The sequence below is a fragment of the Pedobacter insulae genome (genome assembly GCF_900113525.1).
GTDB lineage: Bacteria > Bacteroidota > Bacteroidia > Sphingobacteriales > Sphingobacteriaceae > Pedobacter > Pedobacter insulae.
Genome location: NZ_FOPP01000013.1, coordinates 1 through 15,300 on the forward strand (window position 1 = coordinate 1; position 15,300 = coordinate 15,300).

Below are 15,300 nucleotides of genomic sequence, written 5' to 3' on the forward strand. Positions count from 1 at the left end.
CCCCAAAAGCTCCTGACATGAATAGTCGCTACCAGCAAAGAGTTGCATATAGGTATTGACTGTATTGCGGGAAATACCGAGAACAGAACCTATTTTACGGTTGCTGTAACCCTCCAGATGTAATGTGAGTATTTGTTTTAAGTCCATCGGATCAAGTTTGTTGGCCATATCGCTGTATTTAAGAGCGATAAGGTAATTCTTTCTTGATCTTTTAAAGTGGCACAATTCGAACCGTAAAAATGGATAGGGATAAAAACTAAACCATTAAAGTGGCATCATTTAAACCGTAATCGCTGGCACTAACAGACCGAAATAGCTGGCACTATTCGAACCGTAATATCCAAGAAGCTCAAATTCTGACCTGACAAGAAAAAAAGCAACGCCAATTTTTATCGGTTTGACAATTTGGTTGATTATTCAAGCTATTTTGACAAGCAAAAACATTTACAACACGGACACAAATTCATTTCCACCGAAAATTATGTTATTGGGGATTTTGCCGACAATTTTGACAATAATTATTTTATTTGTAACACAAAAAGGACGACAATTTATTGACAGTTTACCGCTCAAAAATTTGACTTATTTAAACGTGGTAAGAATTCCAGTAGAAATCGTTTTGTTTTGGCTTTTTCTAAACAAAGCAGTTCCAGAACTTATGACTTTTGAAGGAAGAAACTTTGACATAATCGCAGGAATTACAGCACCATTTATTGCCTATTTTGGACTGACAAAAAACAAATTAAGCAGACAAGTAATTTTAGTTTGGAATTTTATTTGCCTTGGACTTTTACTTAGTATAGTTGTGAACGCTATATTTTCAGCACCTTCACCAATACAAAAATTTGCATTTGAACAACCAAACATAGCGATTTTAAATTTTCCATTTAGTTGGTTGCCTACATTTATTGTACCAATCGTATTATTTGGACATCTAACATCAATCAGACAATTAATGAAATATAAAACTGAAATAATAACGAACAAAAAAACAACGAACGGCTAACAGCGGTTTGGCAAAAGGCGGGGTTTGGTGCTTCTATAACAGTGAAGTGCTAAATCAAACGAAGTGCTTCTAATGAAGTTCAGTGCTAGAAAACCCGCACTTCGCCAAGCCGCAAAACGTTAGTGGTAATGCTACGCCCCCACCGATCGCCTGCCAATATTTCCTAATATATTTTGAAAATGTTACCTAATTAGCTAACTTTACAAAGTGAAGGAAAAAATTATAAGGAACATCTTCTATTACAAAAATTACTATTTGGACTTCTTTGAAAAACTAAGTCCAGAAGTTAAGAAAAAGACCAACTGGACTTTACAGCTTATAGCGACATTAGATAGGGTTCCCGAAAAATATTTCAAGCACATTACAGGCTCAACCGGAATTTATGAGGTCAGGGTTGAAGTTGGTTCAAACATATTCCGCATCTTTTCGTTTTTTGATAAGGGACAGCTGGTAATATTGGTGAACGGATTTCAAAAGAAAACCCAGAAAACACCAATGAAAGAAATTGAATTGGCCGAGAAATTAAAAAAACTTTACCTTGATGAAAAAGACAAATAAAAATCTAACCTCATTTGCTGACCATTTGGACAGCCAATACGGAAAACCTGGAACTGAGACGAGAGAGGAATTTGAAGAAGGATTTGAGGCTTTCAGACTTGGTGTGATGTTACAGGAACTCCGTAGGGAACAAGGACTAACACAGGGACAGCTCGCAGAAAAATGTGGGACTACAAAAACTTATATTTCACGCATAGAAAATAACGCAAGTGACATCAGACTTTCAACATTAATGAGGATTATACGTGAAGGCTTTGGCAAGCACCTAAAGTTCAAAGTTGAAATCTAAGCAACCGCACTACCACTAACAAGGGTTTGGCGAAATTGGCGGGAGATCTTCTTCGCCGTTCCAATCTATTAATAAATTTATCCCGAGTCCGCCAACTTGCGTAAAGCCCTGGGGCGTTATATGCAATGCAAAACGCCCTAACCCGCCGTCAACTTCTATCAAAATAAATTTGCTTTACAGTAACTTATAAGTTACCTTTGTTCAGGAAGGTAAGAGAGGTTATAGCATTTAAAAATTACTTTGAAAAATTCCTACTTGAGCAGCCTAAAAAGGTTCAGGATAAGATATTCAAAATCATCGAAGCTATTGAAACTCTTGAGCGTGTGCCTTCGAACTATCTGAAATTTCTTGTTGGCGCGGATGGCCTTTATGAAGCAAGAATACAGCTGGGTTCGAATATTTGGCGTGTGTTTTGTTTCTTTGATAACGACAAACTTGTAATCTTATTGAACGGATTTCAAAAAAAGACTCAGAAGACACCAAAAAACGAAATTGAAAAGGGATTGCGCCTAATGGCAGAATACTACGAACAAAAAAACAAGAAAAATGGAAACTAAAAGCTGGAAAGATGTCAAGAATACGGTCTACGGAAAAAAGGGAACGGAAAGACGCGACGAACTTGACAGAGATTTTGCAAGTTTTAAAATCGGATTAATGCTGCGCAAGGCAAGGGAAGACAAACACCTAACCCAAAGTGAACTTGGAGAGCTTGTGGATAGGAAACGTGAATATATTTCTAGGATTGAAAACAACGGGAGTAACCTAACCTTAAAAACTTTATTTGATATTGTAGAAAAGGGGCTTGGTGGAAAAGTAAAAATCTCTATCGAACTATAGCCATACTGCATATAACAGCGGTTTAGCAAAAGTGGCGGAGATTTATCTCCTGCCTATTCTATTTCATAAAAATTTAACGTAACAACCAAACTTCGCCAAGCCGCCGAACGTTAGCAGAAACCCTTTCCAAAACGCATAACCTTTCTACCGCCCTACTAACAGAGTTTTCGTAAATTGCAATTGATAAAATTTACCTAATGCCTAACATAAAAACGACCTACAAAAACTTATTGACGATATTGGCTCCACACTTTTAAAGGCTAGAGAAAATGCGGTCAAGGCTATTAATCATGAGCTTGTAAAAGCCAACTGGGAAATAGGGAGGCACATTGTTGAGTTTGAATAGAATGGTGAGGATAAGACAGAATATGGAAGTTCACTATTAACCAACCTTTCAAAAGATCTCAAAAACTCATATGGCAAGGGATTTGGAAAAAGTAACATCTACCTCTGCCGTCAGTTCTATCTAAAATATTCAATTTTCCAGACAGTGTCCGGAAAATTGAGTTGGAGCCATTATGCCGAATTATTGACAATCAGCGACGAACATTCGAGAAGCTTTTATGAAAAACAAACCGCGAACGAAAACTGGAGCTTCCGTGAACTAAAGCGACAAATTGACTCGGCCTTGTTTCAGCGGCTTGCACTTAGCAAAGATAAAGATGGCGTTTTAGCACTCGCTGAAAAAGGGCAAGAAATTACTAAACCACAGGACACAATAAAAGACCCTTATATTTTTGAATTTCTCGAACTCCCCAAAGAAAGCATTGTAAAAGAAAGAGACCTAGAAACCAGGCTCATTAATAATCTCCAGGAATTTCTTCTCGAACTCGGGAAAGGCTTTTCGTTTCTTGCAAGACAATTCAAAATAACGGTTGACAATGAACATTTCTTTATTGACCTTGTTTTTTATCATAGAATATTAAAATGTTTCGTACTCATCGACCTGAAGACCAAAAAGATAAAACATCAGGACATTGGACAAATGAACCTCTATCTCAATTATTACAAACTCAAAAACTTGTTTGGACGTGACATTGACCTAGTTGAAGAACAAACTTTAAAAAACACTATTCTTATTAAATCTATAAACAGATCAAAAGAACTCGTTTATGGATGAGAATTTTTGAAGTGGCTTTACGATATTAAAATTGCAATAAATGAAATTGATTGGATACTTCGTTGAACATCCACAAGACTTTTTAAGATACTGTTCCGTTTCTAGTTTGACGGTTAGCAGTCTTTTTTTTCGGAAACAATAACATGGTCTCCAACATTGAAACCATCACCATATTGCCAATCAAAATAGCATCACGGGTGTATAGATTCCTATATATTTCAATATATTTGATAGTATAAATGGACGCATCTTATATTAAATATAATCACCTTTATTACATGAATTTACCTTCAAAAAAAGAAATAACAAAAATAATTACCATTTTGCTATTCGGAACAATATTAAGTTCTTGTTCAAAAGAGGATGATCCAAAAAATGTTAAAAACGAAGAACCTTTAATCAGTAAAATGACAGTTGATCCATTTAACCCTAATTCTGGGGATGTAAAGGATTTGATTTTTGATTATGATAGTCAAAAACGTTTAATTAAAAAAACCGGTGGATTTATCCAAGTTCCAGTCTACAATGGTTTTATTGACGTTTTCACAAAAGATGTATACGTTTCATTAATTTATAATGACAATAAAGTTACTGTTTCAGAACTTTCGGGTTCATCTCTATCCACTATCGCAAGAAACCCCTCTTATTACACATTAAATAATTCCAATAAAATAGCTCAAAGAGAGATTCCTAATAAATTTAATTCTCTAATTGAGGAAAAACAATCTTATATCTATTCTGGAAATAATTTGGTCGAAATAGAAACTTATTTAAAATCACCACGTTCCCCCATCGAACCTGGTGATTTTATTTTAACATATTCAGAAAAATTTTACTATGATTCTAATAACAATCTAATAAAAACTGAATATTTAAGAAAGAATAATGGAATCGAAAAAGGAGAAAAAATCGTTCGGACATTTGAAGATTATGATAGATCAATAAATCCAACTAAAAGATTTTTTTTATTGGATGAATATTTCTACAGATCACTCTCTAAAAATAATTTCAGAAAATACACTGAAGTTCGTTCCGTTGATGGAATTTTGAATGCGTCGATTGAAAGAAAGTGGACTTTTATTTATGACGGGAATGGAAATATCATAATTAATTAAAGTAGTGACAACGGAGAGCACACACCCACAACATAATGAGAAAGGTAATTGCAGCATTTAATATGACACTTGACGGTGTTTGCGATCACACAGCCGGAATTGCTGACGAAGAATTGCATCAGCATTATGCTGATCTGATAGATAATGCAGGAGTAATCTTATATGGTAGGATAACATACCAACTAATGCAATTCTGGCAAACATTAGTAACAAATCCCTCTGGCGAAAAATCAATGGATGAATTTGCAATTTCAATAAACAAAATTCCAAAACTTGTTTTTTCTAATACGTTAAAAGACACAAACTGGAATAGTGCAAAACTTGCAAATAAACCTCTTGAAGAAATGGTCCTAGAGCTTAAACAACAACCCGGAAAGGATATTTTGGTTGGAAGCAGGAGTTTAATCATTCAACTTTTAAATAATAATCTTATTGATGAATTTCAAATTTGCATTCACCCTATCATTGAAGGAAAAGGGCTACAACTATTCGACAAAATCAAGAACAGGATTATGCTGAAACTTATCAAAACAAAATCACTAAACTCTGGCGTAACGGTGTTTTATTATAGGCCCACTCAAGAGAAAACATCAAACCGCTAGCAAGCATTTCTATCAGAACAAGATTTTTATAATATTTCCTATATTTGATAGTATCTGAATGAAGCCTCGCTACCAAAAAGAGGAAAATACGAACTATATGAGAAAAATAATTTCATTTATGCACATATCGCTTGACGGTTTTGTGGCAGGTCCGAACGGAGAAATGGACTGGATTAAAGTTGATCAAGAACTTTTTGACTATGTTGGCAATCGAATAGGCAAAGGCGACACTGCTTTATATGGACGGGTAACTTATGAGATGATGGAAGGTTACTGGCCAACCGCAGCCGACAATCCCAATGCATCTAAACACGACATTGAACATTCAAAATGGTATAGCGAAGTCCACAAAGTTGTTTTATCAACAACGATGAAAGGCGCCGACTTAACTAAAACAAAAATTATCAGCAGCAATCTTTCAAACGAAATAAATAAAATAAAACAACAGGAAGGTGAAGATATCTTGCTTTTCGGCAGTCCTACAGCAACACATTCGCTTATACAAGAGAACTTAATTGATGGTTACTGGCTATTTGTTAATCCCATTATTCTGGGACAAGGCATCCCCCTTTTTAAAGGCGTTAAAGAAAAAACAAAGCTGAAACTGTTAAATACCCACCAATTTACTTGTGGGGTAACTGAACTGAATTATACAGTAGAGAGGTAATAACAACTCATAACAAAAAAGGAGCCTATCTTTCGATGGACTCCTTTCAACCTTAACCAAATCAACTATTATGAAACTTTAATTTCTTTATGCGCTAATTTTGCTTCGTCTTTTTTGCCAATAGTGATGTTTAAAATGCCATTTACATATTCAGCACTTATTTTATCTGCATCAACTCCTTCAGGCAAAACAAAAGACCTTGCAAATGAACTATACTCAAATTCTTGACGGGTATAGTCTTTTTTCACCTCGTTTTCAACTGCTTTTTTCTCCGCCCAAATAGAAAGATTATCCTTTTTAAGGTCAATCTTAAAATCTTCTTTCGTTAAACCTGGAGCAGCTAATTCAATTTTATAGCCATTTTCATCCTCATAGATATTAACGTTTGGTACTTTATTTACACCATAATTTTTATTTAATGCGTCACTAAACAAAGAGTCGAAAACATTGTTAAAGTAAGGTGCAGTGTTTCTTGTTTTGTTGTTAAATTTTACTAAAGTCATTTTTATATCTCCTATTAATTAATTTTTTTAAACTATAATTGTCTATGTTCAAACCTTATTCCAATCGTGAAATTTATGCTTTTTAAGACATTTTGGCGCAAAAAAGAAAAACAAACAGACAAAAAGTCAGTAATCATTAGCCATATCGACACTTTTAAGTATAAAACAGCCATCGAAATGCGTTTTGTAGATATCGATATGATGGGACACGTAAACAACGCAACTTACTTCACCTACATGGAAATAGGTAGAACCAAATATTGGGAACACGCCATTAAGTGGGATTGGCACAAAACAGGGGTAGTAATCGGTCAAGCTTCTATAGATTACCTAGCGCCAATTTTCTTAAACGATAAGGTGAGCATGTACATTCGCACCTCAAGAATTGGAACAACTAGTTTTGATCTAGAGTACTTAATCGTTAAAACAATAAACGGCAAAGAAATAACTTGCAGCAGAGGTAAAACAATTTGCGTAGCTTTTGATTATAACACTAAAAAACCTGCCGCAATTCCTGATAAGGAGCGAAACAAAATGATAGAGTTTGAACAGTTATAATTTAAGCTATGGCTTGGTATAGCTAAGCTCCACAAATGAATGCCCCACTTCTCCTAGCATGGGGGGATGTAATTTCCTAATTCCAACACTCGCGGTTAAGACAAAGGGATAAGCATTTAATACTTTATCCATCATATTCTTAACAACGGTTTCCAATAATTTCTGAGTTGCTTTCATCTCTGCTAAAATGATCGAATTAAGCACTTCATAATTTACAGTTTTCTGCAAGTCTTCCGTTTCAGTGGATGGGGAAAAGGTAACTTCTATAGTTGTCAAAAAATGGTTTCCAGTAAGTTGTTCTTCTGGATAAAAGCCATGAAAAGCGTAACATTTAACATCTTTTAGCGCTACAGTCTGTACAAACATTCGATTTAAATAATTTAAAGCAACAATTTAGGATAAAAAAATATGATTACCTTTGGTTATCCTATAAGCAAGAACCAAATATAGTGTAAAACATGAACACATCAGCCAAAAAAGACCTTTACGAAGCACCTGATTATTACTTATTAGACGAGCTATTATCTGAAGAACATAAACTAATCCGACAATCGGTTAGGGATTGGGTAAAAAAAGAAATTAGTCCGATAATTGAAGATTATGCCCAAAAAGCCGAATTCCCTAAACACCTAATTAAAGGATTGGGTGAAATTGGTGCTTTTGGTCCAACCATCCCAGTTGAATATGGAGGAGCTGGCTTGGATTATACAGCCTATGGCATTATTATGCAAGAGCTTGAACGTGGTGATTCGGGCATTCGCTCAACAGCATCTGTGCAAGGCTCGTTAGTAATGTACCCAATTTATGCTTATGGCACCGAAGATCAACGTAAAAAATACTTACCAAAATTAGCTACAGGCGAACTAATGGGATGCTTTGGTTTAACAGAACCAGATCATGGATCTAACCCAGGTGGCATGGTAACCAATATTAAGGATATGGGCGACCACTATCTTTTAAATGGGGCTAAAATGTGGATTTCAAACGCTCCTTTTGCAGATATCGCTGTAGTTTGGGCAAAGGATGAAGAAGGAAAGATCAGGGGAATGGTTGTTGAACGTGGTATGGAGGGTTTTAGCACACCAGAAACCCATGGTAAATGGAGCTTAAGAGCTTCAGCCACGGGCGAACTGGTATTCGATAACGTTAAAGTTCCTAAAGAAAATATATTTCCAGACATTAAAGGCCTAAAAGGACCATTAGGCTGTTTAAATCAGGCCAGATATGGGATAGCTTGGGGCGCTTTGGGAGCTGCAATGGATTGTTATGACACTGCCCTACGCTATTCAAAAGAACGCATTCAATTTGGAAAACCAATTGGCGGATTTCAGTTACAACAGAAGAAATTAGCCGAAATGATTACTGAAATAACTAAAGGGCAGCTATTAGTATGGCGTTTAGGTACCTTAAAAAGTGAAAACAGGGCAACAGCCGAACAAATATCGATGGCTAAACGCAATAGTGTTGAAATTGCCTTGGATATTGCCAGAAATGCCCGACAAATGCTAGGCGGAATGGGTATTACAGGCGAATACTCCATCATGCGCCATATGATGAACCTAGAATCGGTAGTAACCTATGAAGGAACCCATGATGTTCATCTATTAATTACAGGTATGGATGTAACAGGATTAAACGCTTTCAAATAACCCTATTAATCCTAGCTATCCTATTAATCCTAGCAACCCCTAACATGAAGACATTTAAAAAATATTACCCGCTTCCCGCTCCACCAGAGGAGGTATATTTAGCCTTAACAAAAGCACAGAGCATCCAATTATGGACTGGCGCCGAAGTTGAATTTACCGAAGAAGTAGGAACAGAATTCTCCTTTTGGGATGGTGATATTGTAGGCAAGAATATTTCATTCGATGCTCCCAACAAAATAGTACAACAATGGTATTTTGGCGAGGATGATGAACCTTCTATTGTTACCATTAAGCTCCATCCTGATAAAAAAGGAACGTCTTTAGAGTTTGTACAAACCAATATCCCAGATGAGGATTATGATGATTTTACAAGTGGCATAAATGAATTTTATTTGGGCGGACTTGCCGACTTTTTTGAAGTAGAGTAAAGATGACTACCGAATTAGATTTTTTCTATTTGAAACAAGAAACTCAAATAAGAGACTGTCTTTTGGCACTAAAAACTACTATCTTAAATTTCGACAAAGAAATAACTCAAGAATGGAAATATAAACTTCCCTTTTTTTATTACAGAAGAAAACCGGTGTGTTATTTCTGGATTCATAAAAAATATAAGCAACCTTATATTGGTTTTGTGGACGGAGGCTTAATAGACAACCCACATCTGCTGCAAGAGAAAAGATCGCGCATGAAAATCTTATTAGTTGATCAACATAGCGACTTACCAGTCAAAGTAATTAATGGGATATTAACACAAGCAATAGCGCTTTGCCATAAAAAGTAGCTTTGTTAAAACATTAAAGCTGCAACCCGTGTTTTATTGAAAAAATATTGACATGGGCAGAACTATAGGACTAATATTGATAGTGGTAGGCATAGTACTTTTAGTATGGACAGGTTTCACCTACACCAAAAAGGAAAAAATCATCGACGCAGGACCTGTACAGATTTCTGCCGACCGCGAAAAAACAGTTAACTGGCCTCCTTATGCCGGAGGCATTGTGCTAGTAGTAGGCGCTGTATTATTTATCTTCGGAAAAAAAGAAAATAGCTAAGCTTCCTCACCACTATAACTTCTCACTTGCTCACGCAGGTTATAATGCGAAGCCATTACCTCACCGTAAGCGCCAGCACTTCTAATAGCAATTAAGTCATTCCTAAAACTCTCTGGCAAGGGAACTTCTTTGCCAAAGCAATCGGTACTTTCACAAATCGGACCAACCACATCGTACTTGGTTGAAGCCTGAGCAGCTAATCTGCTGATATTCTCAATCAAATGATAAGCTTGATATAATGCCGGACGCATTAACTCAGTCATACCAGCATCAAGTACAATGAAATTCTTTTTCTTTCCGTTTTTAACGTACAATACTTTGGTAATCAAAGAGGCACATTGACCAACCAATGCCCTACCTAATTCAAAATGAACCTCTTGATAAGGTTTTACCTCCAAAAAGTCGGCAAAAATTTTAAAATACGCAGTAAAGTCAGGGATTTGCTGATTTGGGTTGTGATAATCAATTCCCAAGCCCCCGCCAACATTTAAAACCTTTACGGTAAAGCCGTGATCTTCAAACCAGGCAGCAAATTCATTTACGCGGTTGCAAAGATTTTTATATACATCCAAATTGGTAATTTGAGAACCAATATGGAAGTGAATTCCAATAAATTCTAAATTTGCTGAACTTTTTAACAGTGCAGCACAAGCTGGCATATCCCAAGAATTAATCCCAAATTTATTTTCATCTAATCCAGTAGTAATATTTGCATGGGTATGCGCATCCACATTCGGATTAATCCTAATAGCCACCTTGGCAATCTTCTGCCTCGCCGCAGCCAATTCATTAATCACCTCAAGTTCTTGTAAAGACTCTACATTGAAACAAAAAATATCATTTTCCAAGGCGTCGATTATTTCTTTATCAGATTTCCCCACACCAGCAAAAACCACTTGTTCCTTGGCAAAACCAACAGCCAAAGCCTTGTCCACTTCGCCCCCGCTCACACAGTCGGCTCCAAAACCAACCGCCTTAATCTTATTCAGTACCATGTCATTAAAATTCGCCTTCATGGCATAATGTACGTGAAACTGATGCGACTTAGCTGCAGCATAACAGGCATTTAATGTCTGCTCTAGCAAATTAAGGTCGTAATAATAGAAAGGAGTTTCTAATTTAGAAAAATGTGCTATATCTTTATCGGAAAACATAAAATTTGAAATTTCTAGTAATAATTTTCTTTGTCTTTTTAATCATAGTTTATATAGGGAATTATCTCGATTACCGGCGACAAGCCATTACTCGAAGAGAGTTTGAACGAAGAATTAGATTCTTCATTGTCTTCGCTATATTTATGCTATTTCTTTTCTTCTATTTTAAATAATAATTATTCAAAAATACGATTGTGTAAGCTTCTTAAAGCCTCGGTCTTATCTTCCGTATTAATCAGCATGGAGATATTATAGGCACTTCCGCCATAAGAAATCATTCTCACCGGAATATGTTTGATAGAATCTAAAACTCTTGCGGCATAACCATGCTTTTCAGCTCCAAAATCACCTACTACACACACAATGCTTTGATCGGTATCAATGTCTACCGTACCGAAAGAATGGAGCTCTTTTACAATTTCATCCAGGTTATCTGTAAAGTCAATTGTTAATGATACAGCCACCTCAGAGGTCGTAATCATATCGATCGGTGTTTTATATCGTTCGAAAATTTCGAAAATACGACGTAAAAATCCATAAGCCAATAACATTCGGCTCGATTGAATTTTAATTGCGGTAATCCCGTCTTTTGCGGCAATGGATTTAATCTTGCCTTTTTCACTTTCCGTACTAATTACTGTACCAGTGGCCTTAGGCTCCATGGTATTTAACAAACGAACCGGAATTTTATACTTCTGCGCAGGAAATACCGATTGGGGATGAAGAATCTTCGCTCCGAAATAGGCCAATTCTGCCGCCTCATCAAACGATAAATGTGAAATTGGCTTGGTACCTTTCACAATCCTGGGATCATTGTTGTGCATCCCGTCTATGTCGGTCCAAATCTGAACTTCTTCAGCCAGAATTGCCGCACCAAGTAAAGAAGCCGTATAATCACTACCACCGCGACGTAAGTTATCCACTTCACCAAAACTGTTCCTGCAGATAAAGCCTTGGGTAATAAACAAATTCGTACCCTTATGGCCTGCCAATACTGGCATCAGGTTAGCGGTTGTAAAAGGGATATCAGGTTCGTTGTCTTCATCAATTTTCATAAAATCTAAAGCCGGTAAAAGCACAGAGGCAATACCGATAGACTTTAAATAAATATGATATAAAGTGGTAGACAATAACTCACCTTGTGCTAAAACAACCTTCTCTTCTACGGGTGTGAACAGATCATTGGTTAAATTGGCTAAAAAACCAAAGTGATAGTCAACAACCTCCTGCCCTTGTGTTCTAAAATCGCTCTCTGGAAGCAATTCAATCACAAAATCATTGTATTTAGCCTGCAATGCAGCTATTAAATCTAGGGCTTCCTGCTTTTCTTCCTTCAGTAGCTTTGATGAAATTTCTACTAAACTATTGGTTGTACCAGACACTGCCGACAACACAACAATTTGTTCTTCGGTTGGATTAATGATATCCAACAATTTTTTCATACGCTCAGGACTACCTACAGAAGTGCCTCCAAATTTTAATATCTTCATTTTAATTTAAGAATAGCTATTTTTCTTTATACTTGTAATAGGGCGTGAAATTAGCAAAAAGGGCGCTAATTTCTGCTAAACGGACGGAATAAAATTCGGAATTGAACAATATTAATTATGCAACTAGACCAAAATACCGCTACAGCTATTCAGCAATGGCTTAAAGGCAATTATGATGCTGAAACAAAAGCAGCAATTCAAACTTTAATAGATCAGGAAGCAAATACCGAACTAACGGATAGTTTTTACAGAAACCTGGAATTCGGAACAGGTGGTTTACGTGGCATTATGGGCCCCGGATCCAACAGAATTAATAAATATACCATTGGTACAGCTACACAAGGCCTAGCTAATTACCTGCTAAAAAAATATGCCGGGCAAAAAATTAGTGTCGCCATTGCGCATGATAGCCGGAATAATTCTGATGTGTTTGCGAAAATAACTGCTGATGTATTTTCTGCAAATGGCATTAAAGTGTATTTCTTCTCTGCCCTCAGACCAACACCCGAACTCTCATTTGCGGTACGTACCTTGGGATGTAAAAGTGGGGTAATGTTAACAGCTTCGCACAATCCGAAAGAATATAATGGTTATAAGGCTTACGGGGAAGATGGAGGTCAATTTACCTCACCAGATGATCAATTGGTAATGGATGAAGTGGCAGCCATTAACAGTATTGATGAAGTTAAGTTTGATGCGATAGAAAGCAATATTGAGTTAATCGGAGAAGAAATAGATGAGCTATATTTAAATAAAATAACGGAACTCTCCGTTTCACCTGACGCCATTGCACGTCAGAAAGACCTGAAAATTGTGTACTCCCCCATTCATGGTACTGGTATTACCTTGGTGCCTCAGGCACTGGCCAACTTTGGCTTCACCAACATAACAATTGTTGAAGAACAAAGTAAACCTGATGGCAATTTCCCTACAGTTGTTTATCCTAACCCAGAAGAGAAAGAGGCATTGACTTTAGCACTTAAAAAAGCTGAAGAAATTGATGCCGATCTGGTTTTAGCCACCGACCCGGATGCAGACCGGGTAGGGATCGCCGTGAAAAATACAGACGGGGAATTTGTGCTATTGAACGGTAACCAAACCGGAAGCTTATTGATTAACTATATATTAAGCGCTTGGGAAGAAAAAGGTAAACTAACAGGAAAAGAATATGTCGTATCAACCATTGTAACAACCAGCTTGATAAAAACCATCTGCGATGCGAAAAATGTGGAATACTTCAATACGCTAACAGGTTTTAAATGGATTGGTCAGCTAATCACTAAATTACAAGGCGAGAAAACATTTATTGCAGGTGGCGAAGAAAGCTATGGTTATGCTGTTGGCGAGCTGGTACGTGATAAAGATGCAGTCATCTCCTGTGCCTTCATAGCCGAAATGACCGCCTTTTACAAAGATAAAGGAAGCAGTTTATATGAGGCAATGATTAACATGTATGTAGATTACGGCATGTATAAAGAAGATCTGGTTTCAATTACCAAAAAAGGAAAAACTGGCGCAGAAGAAATCAAAGCGATGATGGAACAATTCAGAAATACCCCACCAGCTACGTTAGGTGGCTCTGAAGTAGTTACTTTAAAAGACTACGAACTTAATAAAGAAACCGATATCAAAACCGGTACAAGTAAGGAATTAGGTTTCCCTAAATCAGATGTGCTACAATTCATCACCGCTGATGGCAGCATTATTTCTGCTCGCCCAAGTGGCACAGAACCAAAAATCAAGTTTTATTGTAGTGTAAATACCCCTTTAGCCTCAGCTGATGAATTTAAAACAACAGAAATAAAATTAGCCAATAAGATAAAGGAAATTATGGCAGATCTGCAGGAAAACTAATTAAAGCTACTTGCTTTTTAGCTAAATTTTGACTATATTGGTTAAACCATATTTCAATTAATCAACCATTCGGCTTGATTATTTAGCTCACAATCAATTTAAACAGATTTTAGTTCTTCTTGTCTTGTTCGGGAGAGGTTCGTACCTCGTTCGAAACTGCTTCGAGATAAATCTAAATAGCGTGAAAATTGAATCTAGTGTAAGTCCAGGTTTTTACAGTAAAAGTTGGACTTATATTGGACTCATACTGGACTCATATTGGACTCATCTCGAAAAAAGTACGAAGGAATCCCGAAGACTTCCCGAACAACAACTCCTCCACCCCTTCGTCATATCAATGTTGAAAAAAAATTAACCTATAAATTTGCCTATAAACGTCATTTCTATTGTTAAATTTGCAGCAATGACAGCATATAGAAAAATTGTCGCCATTTTCTTATTGATAGGAATTGTAATTAATTGCTTCAATCATTGGCTGTTATTTTCTTCTTATTCTTATAATAAGGCTTACATCGCCTCGGTATTATGTACCAATAAAGACAAACCCGAACTTCATTGTGAAGGCAAGTGTTTTATGGATATTAAGCTCAAAGATTTAGAAGAGAAAAATAAACACGCCCAAGAAAATTTAAAAAGGATGATCGAAACATTGGCTCCGGTATCTGCCAACTTACTTGCTCAAGTATTTGAGATTTCGATCAAATTGGAAATCCCTCCTTACTTACAACAAAAGCCAATTGGTAATGCAGTAAGTATCTTTCAACCGCCCAAACAGGTTTAAATTTCCATACAAATACTATTAATAACTATACCGCGCCCGCTTCAAAAGAAGCCGAGCCAGGT

The 15,300-nt window shown here is 36.5% G+C and carries 20 protein-coding genes and 1 pseudogene; 16 read left to right on the plus strand and 5 right to left on the minus strand.

What is annotated here, in order from left to right; all coding sequences use genetic code 11:
- Positions 1 to 168 (minus strand): LuxR C-terminal-related transcriptional regulator (locus tag BM207_RS17335; protein ID WP_177217168.1); only part of this gene is annotated, 168 nt, incomplete at its 3' end.
- A gap of 313 nt (positions 169 to 481) precedes the next feature.
- On the opposite strand from BM207_RS17335, the gene BM207_RS17340 reads away from it, so the two are divergent.
- The 9 genes and pseudogenes from BM207_RS17340 to BM207_RS17380 all read left to right on the plus strand — a co-directional run bounded on the left by BM207_RS17340 (position 482) and on the right by BM207_RS17380 (position 6,194).
- Entirely contained in the window at positions 482 to 1,006 is a 525-nt protein-coding gene (locus tag BM207_RS17340) for a hypothetical protein (protein ID WP_245768156.1), read from the plus strand.
- Between the two features lie 207 nt (positions 1,007 to 1,213).
- Positions 1,214 to 1,564: a type II toxin-antitoxin system RelE/ParE family toxin gene (locus tag BM207_RS17345; RefSeq protein WP_177217169.1), complete on the plus strand. Its 351-nt coding sequence runs from the start codon at positions 1,214 to 1,216 to the stop codon at positions 1,562 to 1,564.
- Positions 1,548 to 1,853, plus strand: coding sequence for a helix-turn-helix domain-containing protein (locus BM207_RS17350; RefSeq protein WP_090997421.1), 306 nt, complete (start codon positions 1,548 to 1,550; stop codon positions 1,851 to 1,853). Before BM207_RS17345 ends, BM207_RS17350 begins: the two co-directional genes overlap by 17 nt.
- A gap of 197 nt (positions 1,854 to 2,050) precedes the next feature.
- A complete protein-coding gene (locus BM207_RS17355) occupies positions 2,051 to 2,410 on the plus strand; it encodes a type II toxin-antitoxin system RelE/ParE family toxin (RefSeq protein WP_090997424.1) in 360 nt (119 codons plus the stop codon).
- A complete protein-coding gene (locus BM207_RS17360; protein ID WP_090997427.1) occupies positions 2,400 to 2,690 on the plus strand; it encodes a helix-turn-helix domain-containing protein in 291 nt (96 codons plus the stop codon). The genes BM207_RS17355 and BM207_RS17360 overlap by 11 nt, the downstream gene beginning before the upstream one ends.
- Positions 2,691 to 3,051: 361 nt before the next feature.
- Positions 3,052 to 3,810 (plus strand): annotated as a pseudogene (locus tag BM207_RS19470) (PDDEXK nuclease domain-containing protein); the annotation flags it as partial.
- Between the two features lie 278 nt (positions 3,811 to 4,088).
- On the plus strand, positions 4,089 to 4,925 hold the full coding sequence (locus BM207_RS17370; RefSeq protein WP_143095996.1) for a hypothetical protein: 837 nt from the start codon (positions 4,089 to 4,091) through the stop codon (positions 4,923 to 4,925).
- Between the two features lie 35 nt (positions 4,926 to 4,960).
- A complete protein-coding gene (locus BM207_RS17375) occupies positions 4,961 to 5,527 on the plus strand; it encodes a dihydrofolate reductase family protein (protein ID WP_090997432.1) in 567 nt (188 codons plus the stop codon).
- 97 nt (positions 5,528 to 5,624) lie between these two features.
- Entirely contained in the window at positions 5,625 to 6,194 is a 570-nt protein-coding gene (locus tag BM207_RS17380) for a dihydrofolate reductase family protein (protein WP_090997734.1), read from the plus strand.
- A 68-nt stretch (positions 6,195 to 6,262) separates the two neighbouring features.
- Here BM207_RS17380 and BM207_RS17385 read toward each other — a convergent pair whose 3' ends face one another.
- Entirely contained in the window at positions 6,263 to 6,697 is a 435-nt protein-coding gene (locus BM207_RS17385) for an Hsp20/alpha crystallin family protein (RefSeq protein WP_090997435.1), read from the minus strand.
- A 75-nt stretch (positions 6,698 to 6,772) separates the two neighbouring features.
- Here BM207_RS17385 and BM207_RS17390 point away from each other — a divergent pair, with 75 nt between their 5' ends.
- Positions 6,773 to 7,255, plus strand: a complete 483-nt coding sequence (locus tag BM207_RS17390) for an acyl-CoA thioesterase (protein ID WP_090997438.1) — start codon at positions 6,773 to 6,775, stop codon at positions 7,253 to 7,255.
- Positions 7,256 to 7,261: 6 nt separating this feature from the next.
- Here the strand turns inward: BM207_RS17390 and BM207_RS17395 are convergent, their stop codons facing one another.
- A complete protein-coding gene (locus BM207_RS17395) occupies positions 7,262 to 7,621 on the minus strand; it encodes a dihydroneopterin aldolase (protein ID WP_090997441.1) in 360 nt (119 codons plus the stop codon).
- A gap of 92 nt (positions 7,622 to 7,713) precedes the next feature.
- Here BM207_RS17395 and BM207_RS17400 point away from each other — a divergent pair, with 92 nt between their 5' ends.
- The 4 genes from BM207_RS17400 to BM207_RS17415 are packed head-to-tail and all read left to right on the plus strand — an operon-like array spanning position 7,714 to position 9,959.
- The gene (locus BM207_RS17400; protein WP_090997444.1) at positions 7,714 to 8,904 is read left to right on the plus strand and encodes an acyl-CoA dehydrogenase family protein; all 1,191 of its coding nucleotides are present in this window, start codon (positions 7,714 to 7,716) and stop codon (positions 8,902 to 8,904) included.
- Positions 8,905 to 8,948: 44 nt separating this feature from the next.
- Positions 8,949 to 9,332, plus strand: coding sequence for an SRPBCC domain-containing protein (locus tag BM207_RS17405; protein ID WP_090997446.1), 384 nt, complete (start codon positions 8,949 to 8,951; stop codon positions 9,330 to 9,332).
- A 2-nt stretch (positions 9,333 to 9,334) separates the two neighbouring features.
- Complete coding sequence (locus tag BM207_RS17410) at positions 9,335 to 9,688, plus strand: DUF1801 domain-containing protein (protein ID WP_090997449.1); 354 nt, start codon at positions 9,335 to 9,337, stop codon at positions 9,686 to 9,688.
- Between the two features lie 52 nt (positions 9,689 to 9,740).
- Entirely contained in the window at positions 9,741 to 9,959 is a 219-nt protein-coding gene (locus BM207_RS17415; RefSeq protein ID WP_090997452.1) for a YidH family protein, read from the plus strand.
- Here the strand turns inward: BM207_RS17415 and lysA are convergent.
- Together lysA and BM207_RS17425 are read right to left on the minus strand one after the other, a co-directional pair.
- Positions 9,956 to 11,113, minus strand: a complete 1,158-nt coding sequence (gene lysA / locus BM207_RS17420) for a diaminopimelate decarboxylase (RefSeq protein ID WP_090997455.1) — start codon at positions 11,111 to 11,113, stop codon at positions 9,956 to 9,958. The two genes, BM207_RS17415 and lysA, sit on opposite strands and share 4 nt — an antisense overlap.
- A 176-nt stretch (positions 11,114 to 11,289) precedes the next feature.
- A complete protein-coding gene (locus tag BM207_RS17425) occupies positions 11,290 to 12,603 on the minus strand; it encodes an aspartate kinase (protein WP_090997458.1) in 1,314 nt (437 codons plus the stop codon).
- A gap of 117 nt (positions 12,604 to 12,720) precedes the next feature.
- On the opposite strand from BM207_RS17425, the gene BM207_RS17430 reads away from it, so the two are divergent.
- Complete coding sequence (locus BM207_RS17430) at positions 12,721 to 14,457, plus strand: phospho-sugar mutase (protein ID WP_090997460.1); 1,737 nt, start codon at positions 12,721 to 12,723, stop codon at positions 14,455 to 14,457.
- Positions 14,458 to 14,860: 403 nt separating this feature from the next.
- On the plus strand, positions 14,861 to 15,238 hold the full coding sequence (locus BM207_RS17435; protein WP_090997463.1) for a hypothetical protein: 378 nt from the start codon (positions 14,861 to 14,863) through the stop codon (positions 15,236 to 15,238).
- The last annotated feature ends 62 nt before the right edge of the window (positions 15,239 to 15,300 follow it).

Bases quoted from the DNA above. Each gene is read 5' to 3' on its own strand.
- BM207_RS17340 (WP_245768156.1), top strand. From the start codon at position 482: ATGTTATTGGGGATTTTGCCGACAATTTTGACAATAATTATTTTATTT.
- BM207_RS17350 (WP_090997421.1), top strand. From the start codon at position 1,548: ATGAAAAAGACAAATAAAAATCTAACCTCATTTGCTGACCATTTGGAC.
- BM207_RS17360 (WP_090997427.1), top strand. From the start codon at position 2,400: ATGGAAACTAAAAGCTGGAAAGATGTCAAGAATACGGTCTACGGAAAA.
- BM207_RS17370 (WP_143095996.1), top strand. From the start codon at position 4,089: ATGAATTTACCTTCAAAAAAAGAAATAACAAAAATAATTACCATTTTG.
- BM207_RS17375 (WP_090997432.1), top strand. From the start codon at position 4,961: ATGAGAAAGGTAATTGCAGCATTTAATATGACACTTGACGGTGTTTGC.
- BM207_RS17380 (WP_090997734.1), top strand. From the start codon at position 5,625: ATGAGAAAAATAATTTCATTTATGCACATATCGCTTGACGGTTTTGTG.
- BM207_RS17385 (WP_090997435.1), bottom strand. From the start codon at position 6,697: ATGACTTTAGTAAAATTTAACAACAAAACAAGAAACACTGCACCTTAC.
- BM207_RS17390 (WP_090997438.1), top strand. From the start codon at position 6,773: ATGCTTTTTAAGACATTTTGGCGCAAAAAAGAAAAACAAACAGACAAA.
- BM207_RS17395 (WP_090997441.1), bottom strand. From the start codon at position 7,621: ATGTTTGTACAGACTGTAGCGCTAAAAGATGTTAAATGTTACGCTTTT.
- BM207_RS17400 (WP_090997444.1), top strand. From the start codon at position 7,714: ATGAACACATCAGCCAAAAAAGACCTTTACGAAGCACCTGATTATTAC.
- BM207_RS17405 (WP_090997446.1), top strand. From the start codon at position 8,949: ATGAAGACATTTAAAAAATATTACCCGCTTCCCGCTCCACCAGAGGAG.
- BM207_RS17410 (WP_090997449.1), top strand. From the start codon at position 9,335: ATGACTACCGAATTAGATTTTTTCTATTTGAAACAAGAAACTCAAATA.
- BM207_RS17415 (WP_090997452.1), top strand. From the start codon at position 9,741: ATGGGCAGAACTATAGGACTAATATTGATAGTGGTAGGCATAGTACTT.
- lysA (WP_090997455.1), bottom strand. From the start codon at position 11,113: ATGTTTTCCGATAAAGATATAGCACATTTTTCTAAATTAGAAACTCCT.
- BM207_RS17425 (WP_090997458.1), bottom strand. From the start codon at position 12,603: ATGAAGATATTAAAATTTGGAGGCACTTCTGTAGGTAGTCCTGAGCGT.
- BM207_RS17430 (WP_090997460.1), top strand. From the start codon at position 12,721: ATGCAACTAGACCAAAATACCGCTACAGCTATTCAGCAATGGCTTAAA.
- BM207_RS17435 (WP_090997463.1), top strand. From the start codon at position 14,861: ATGACAGCATATAGAAAAATTGTCGCCATTTTCTTATTGATAGGAATT.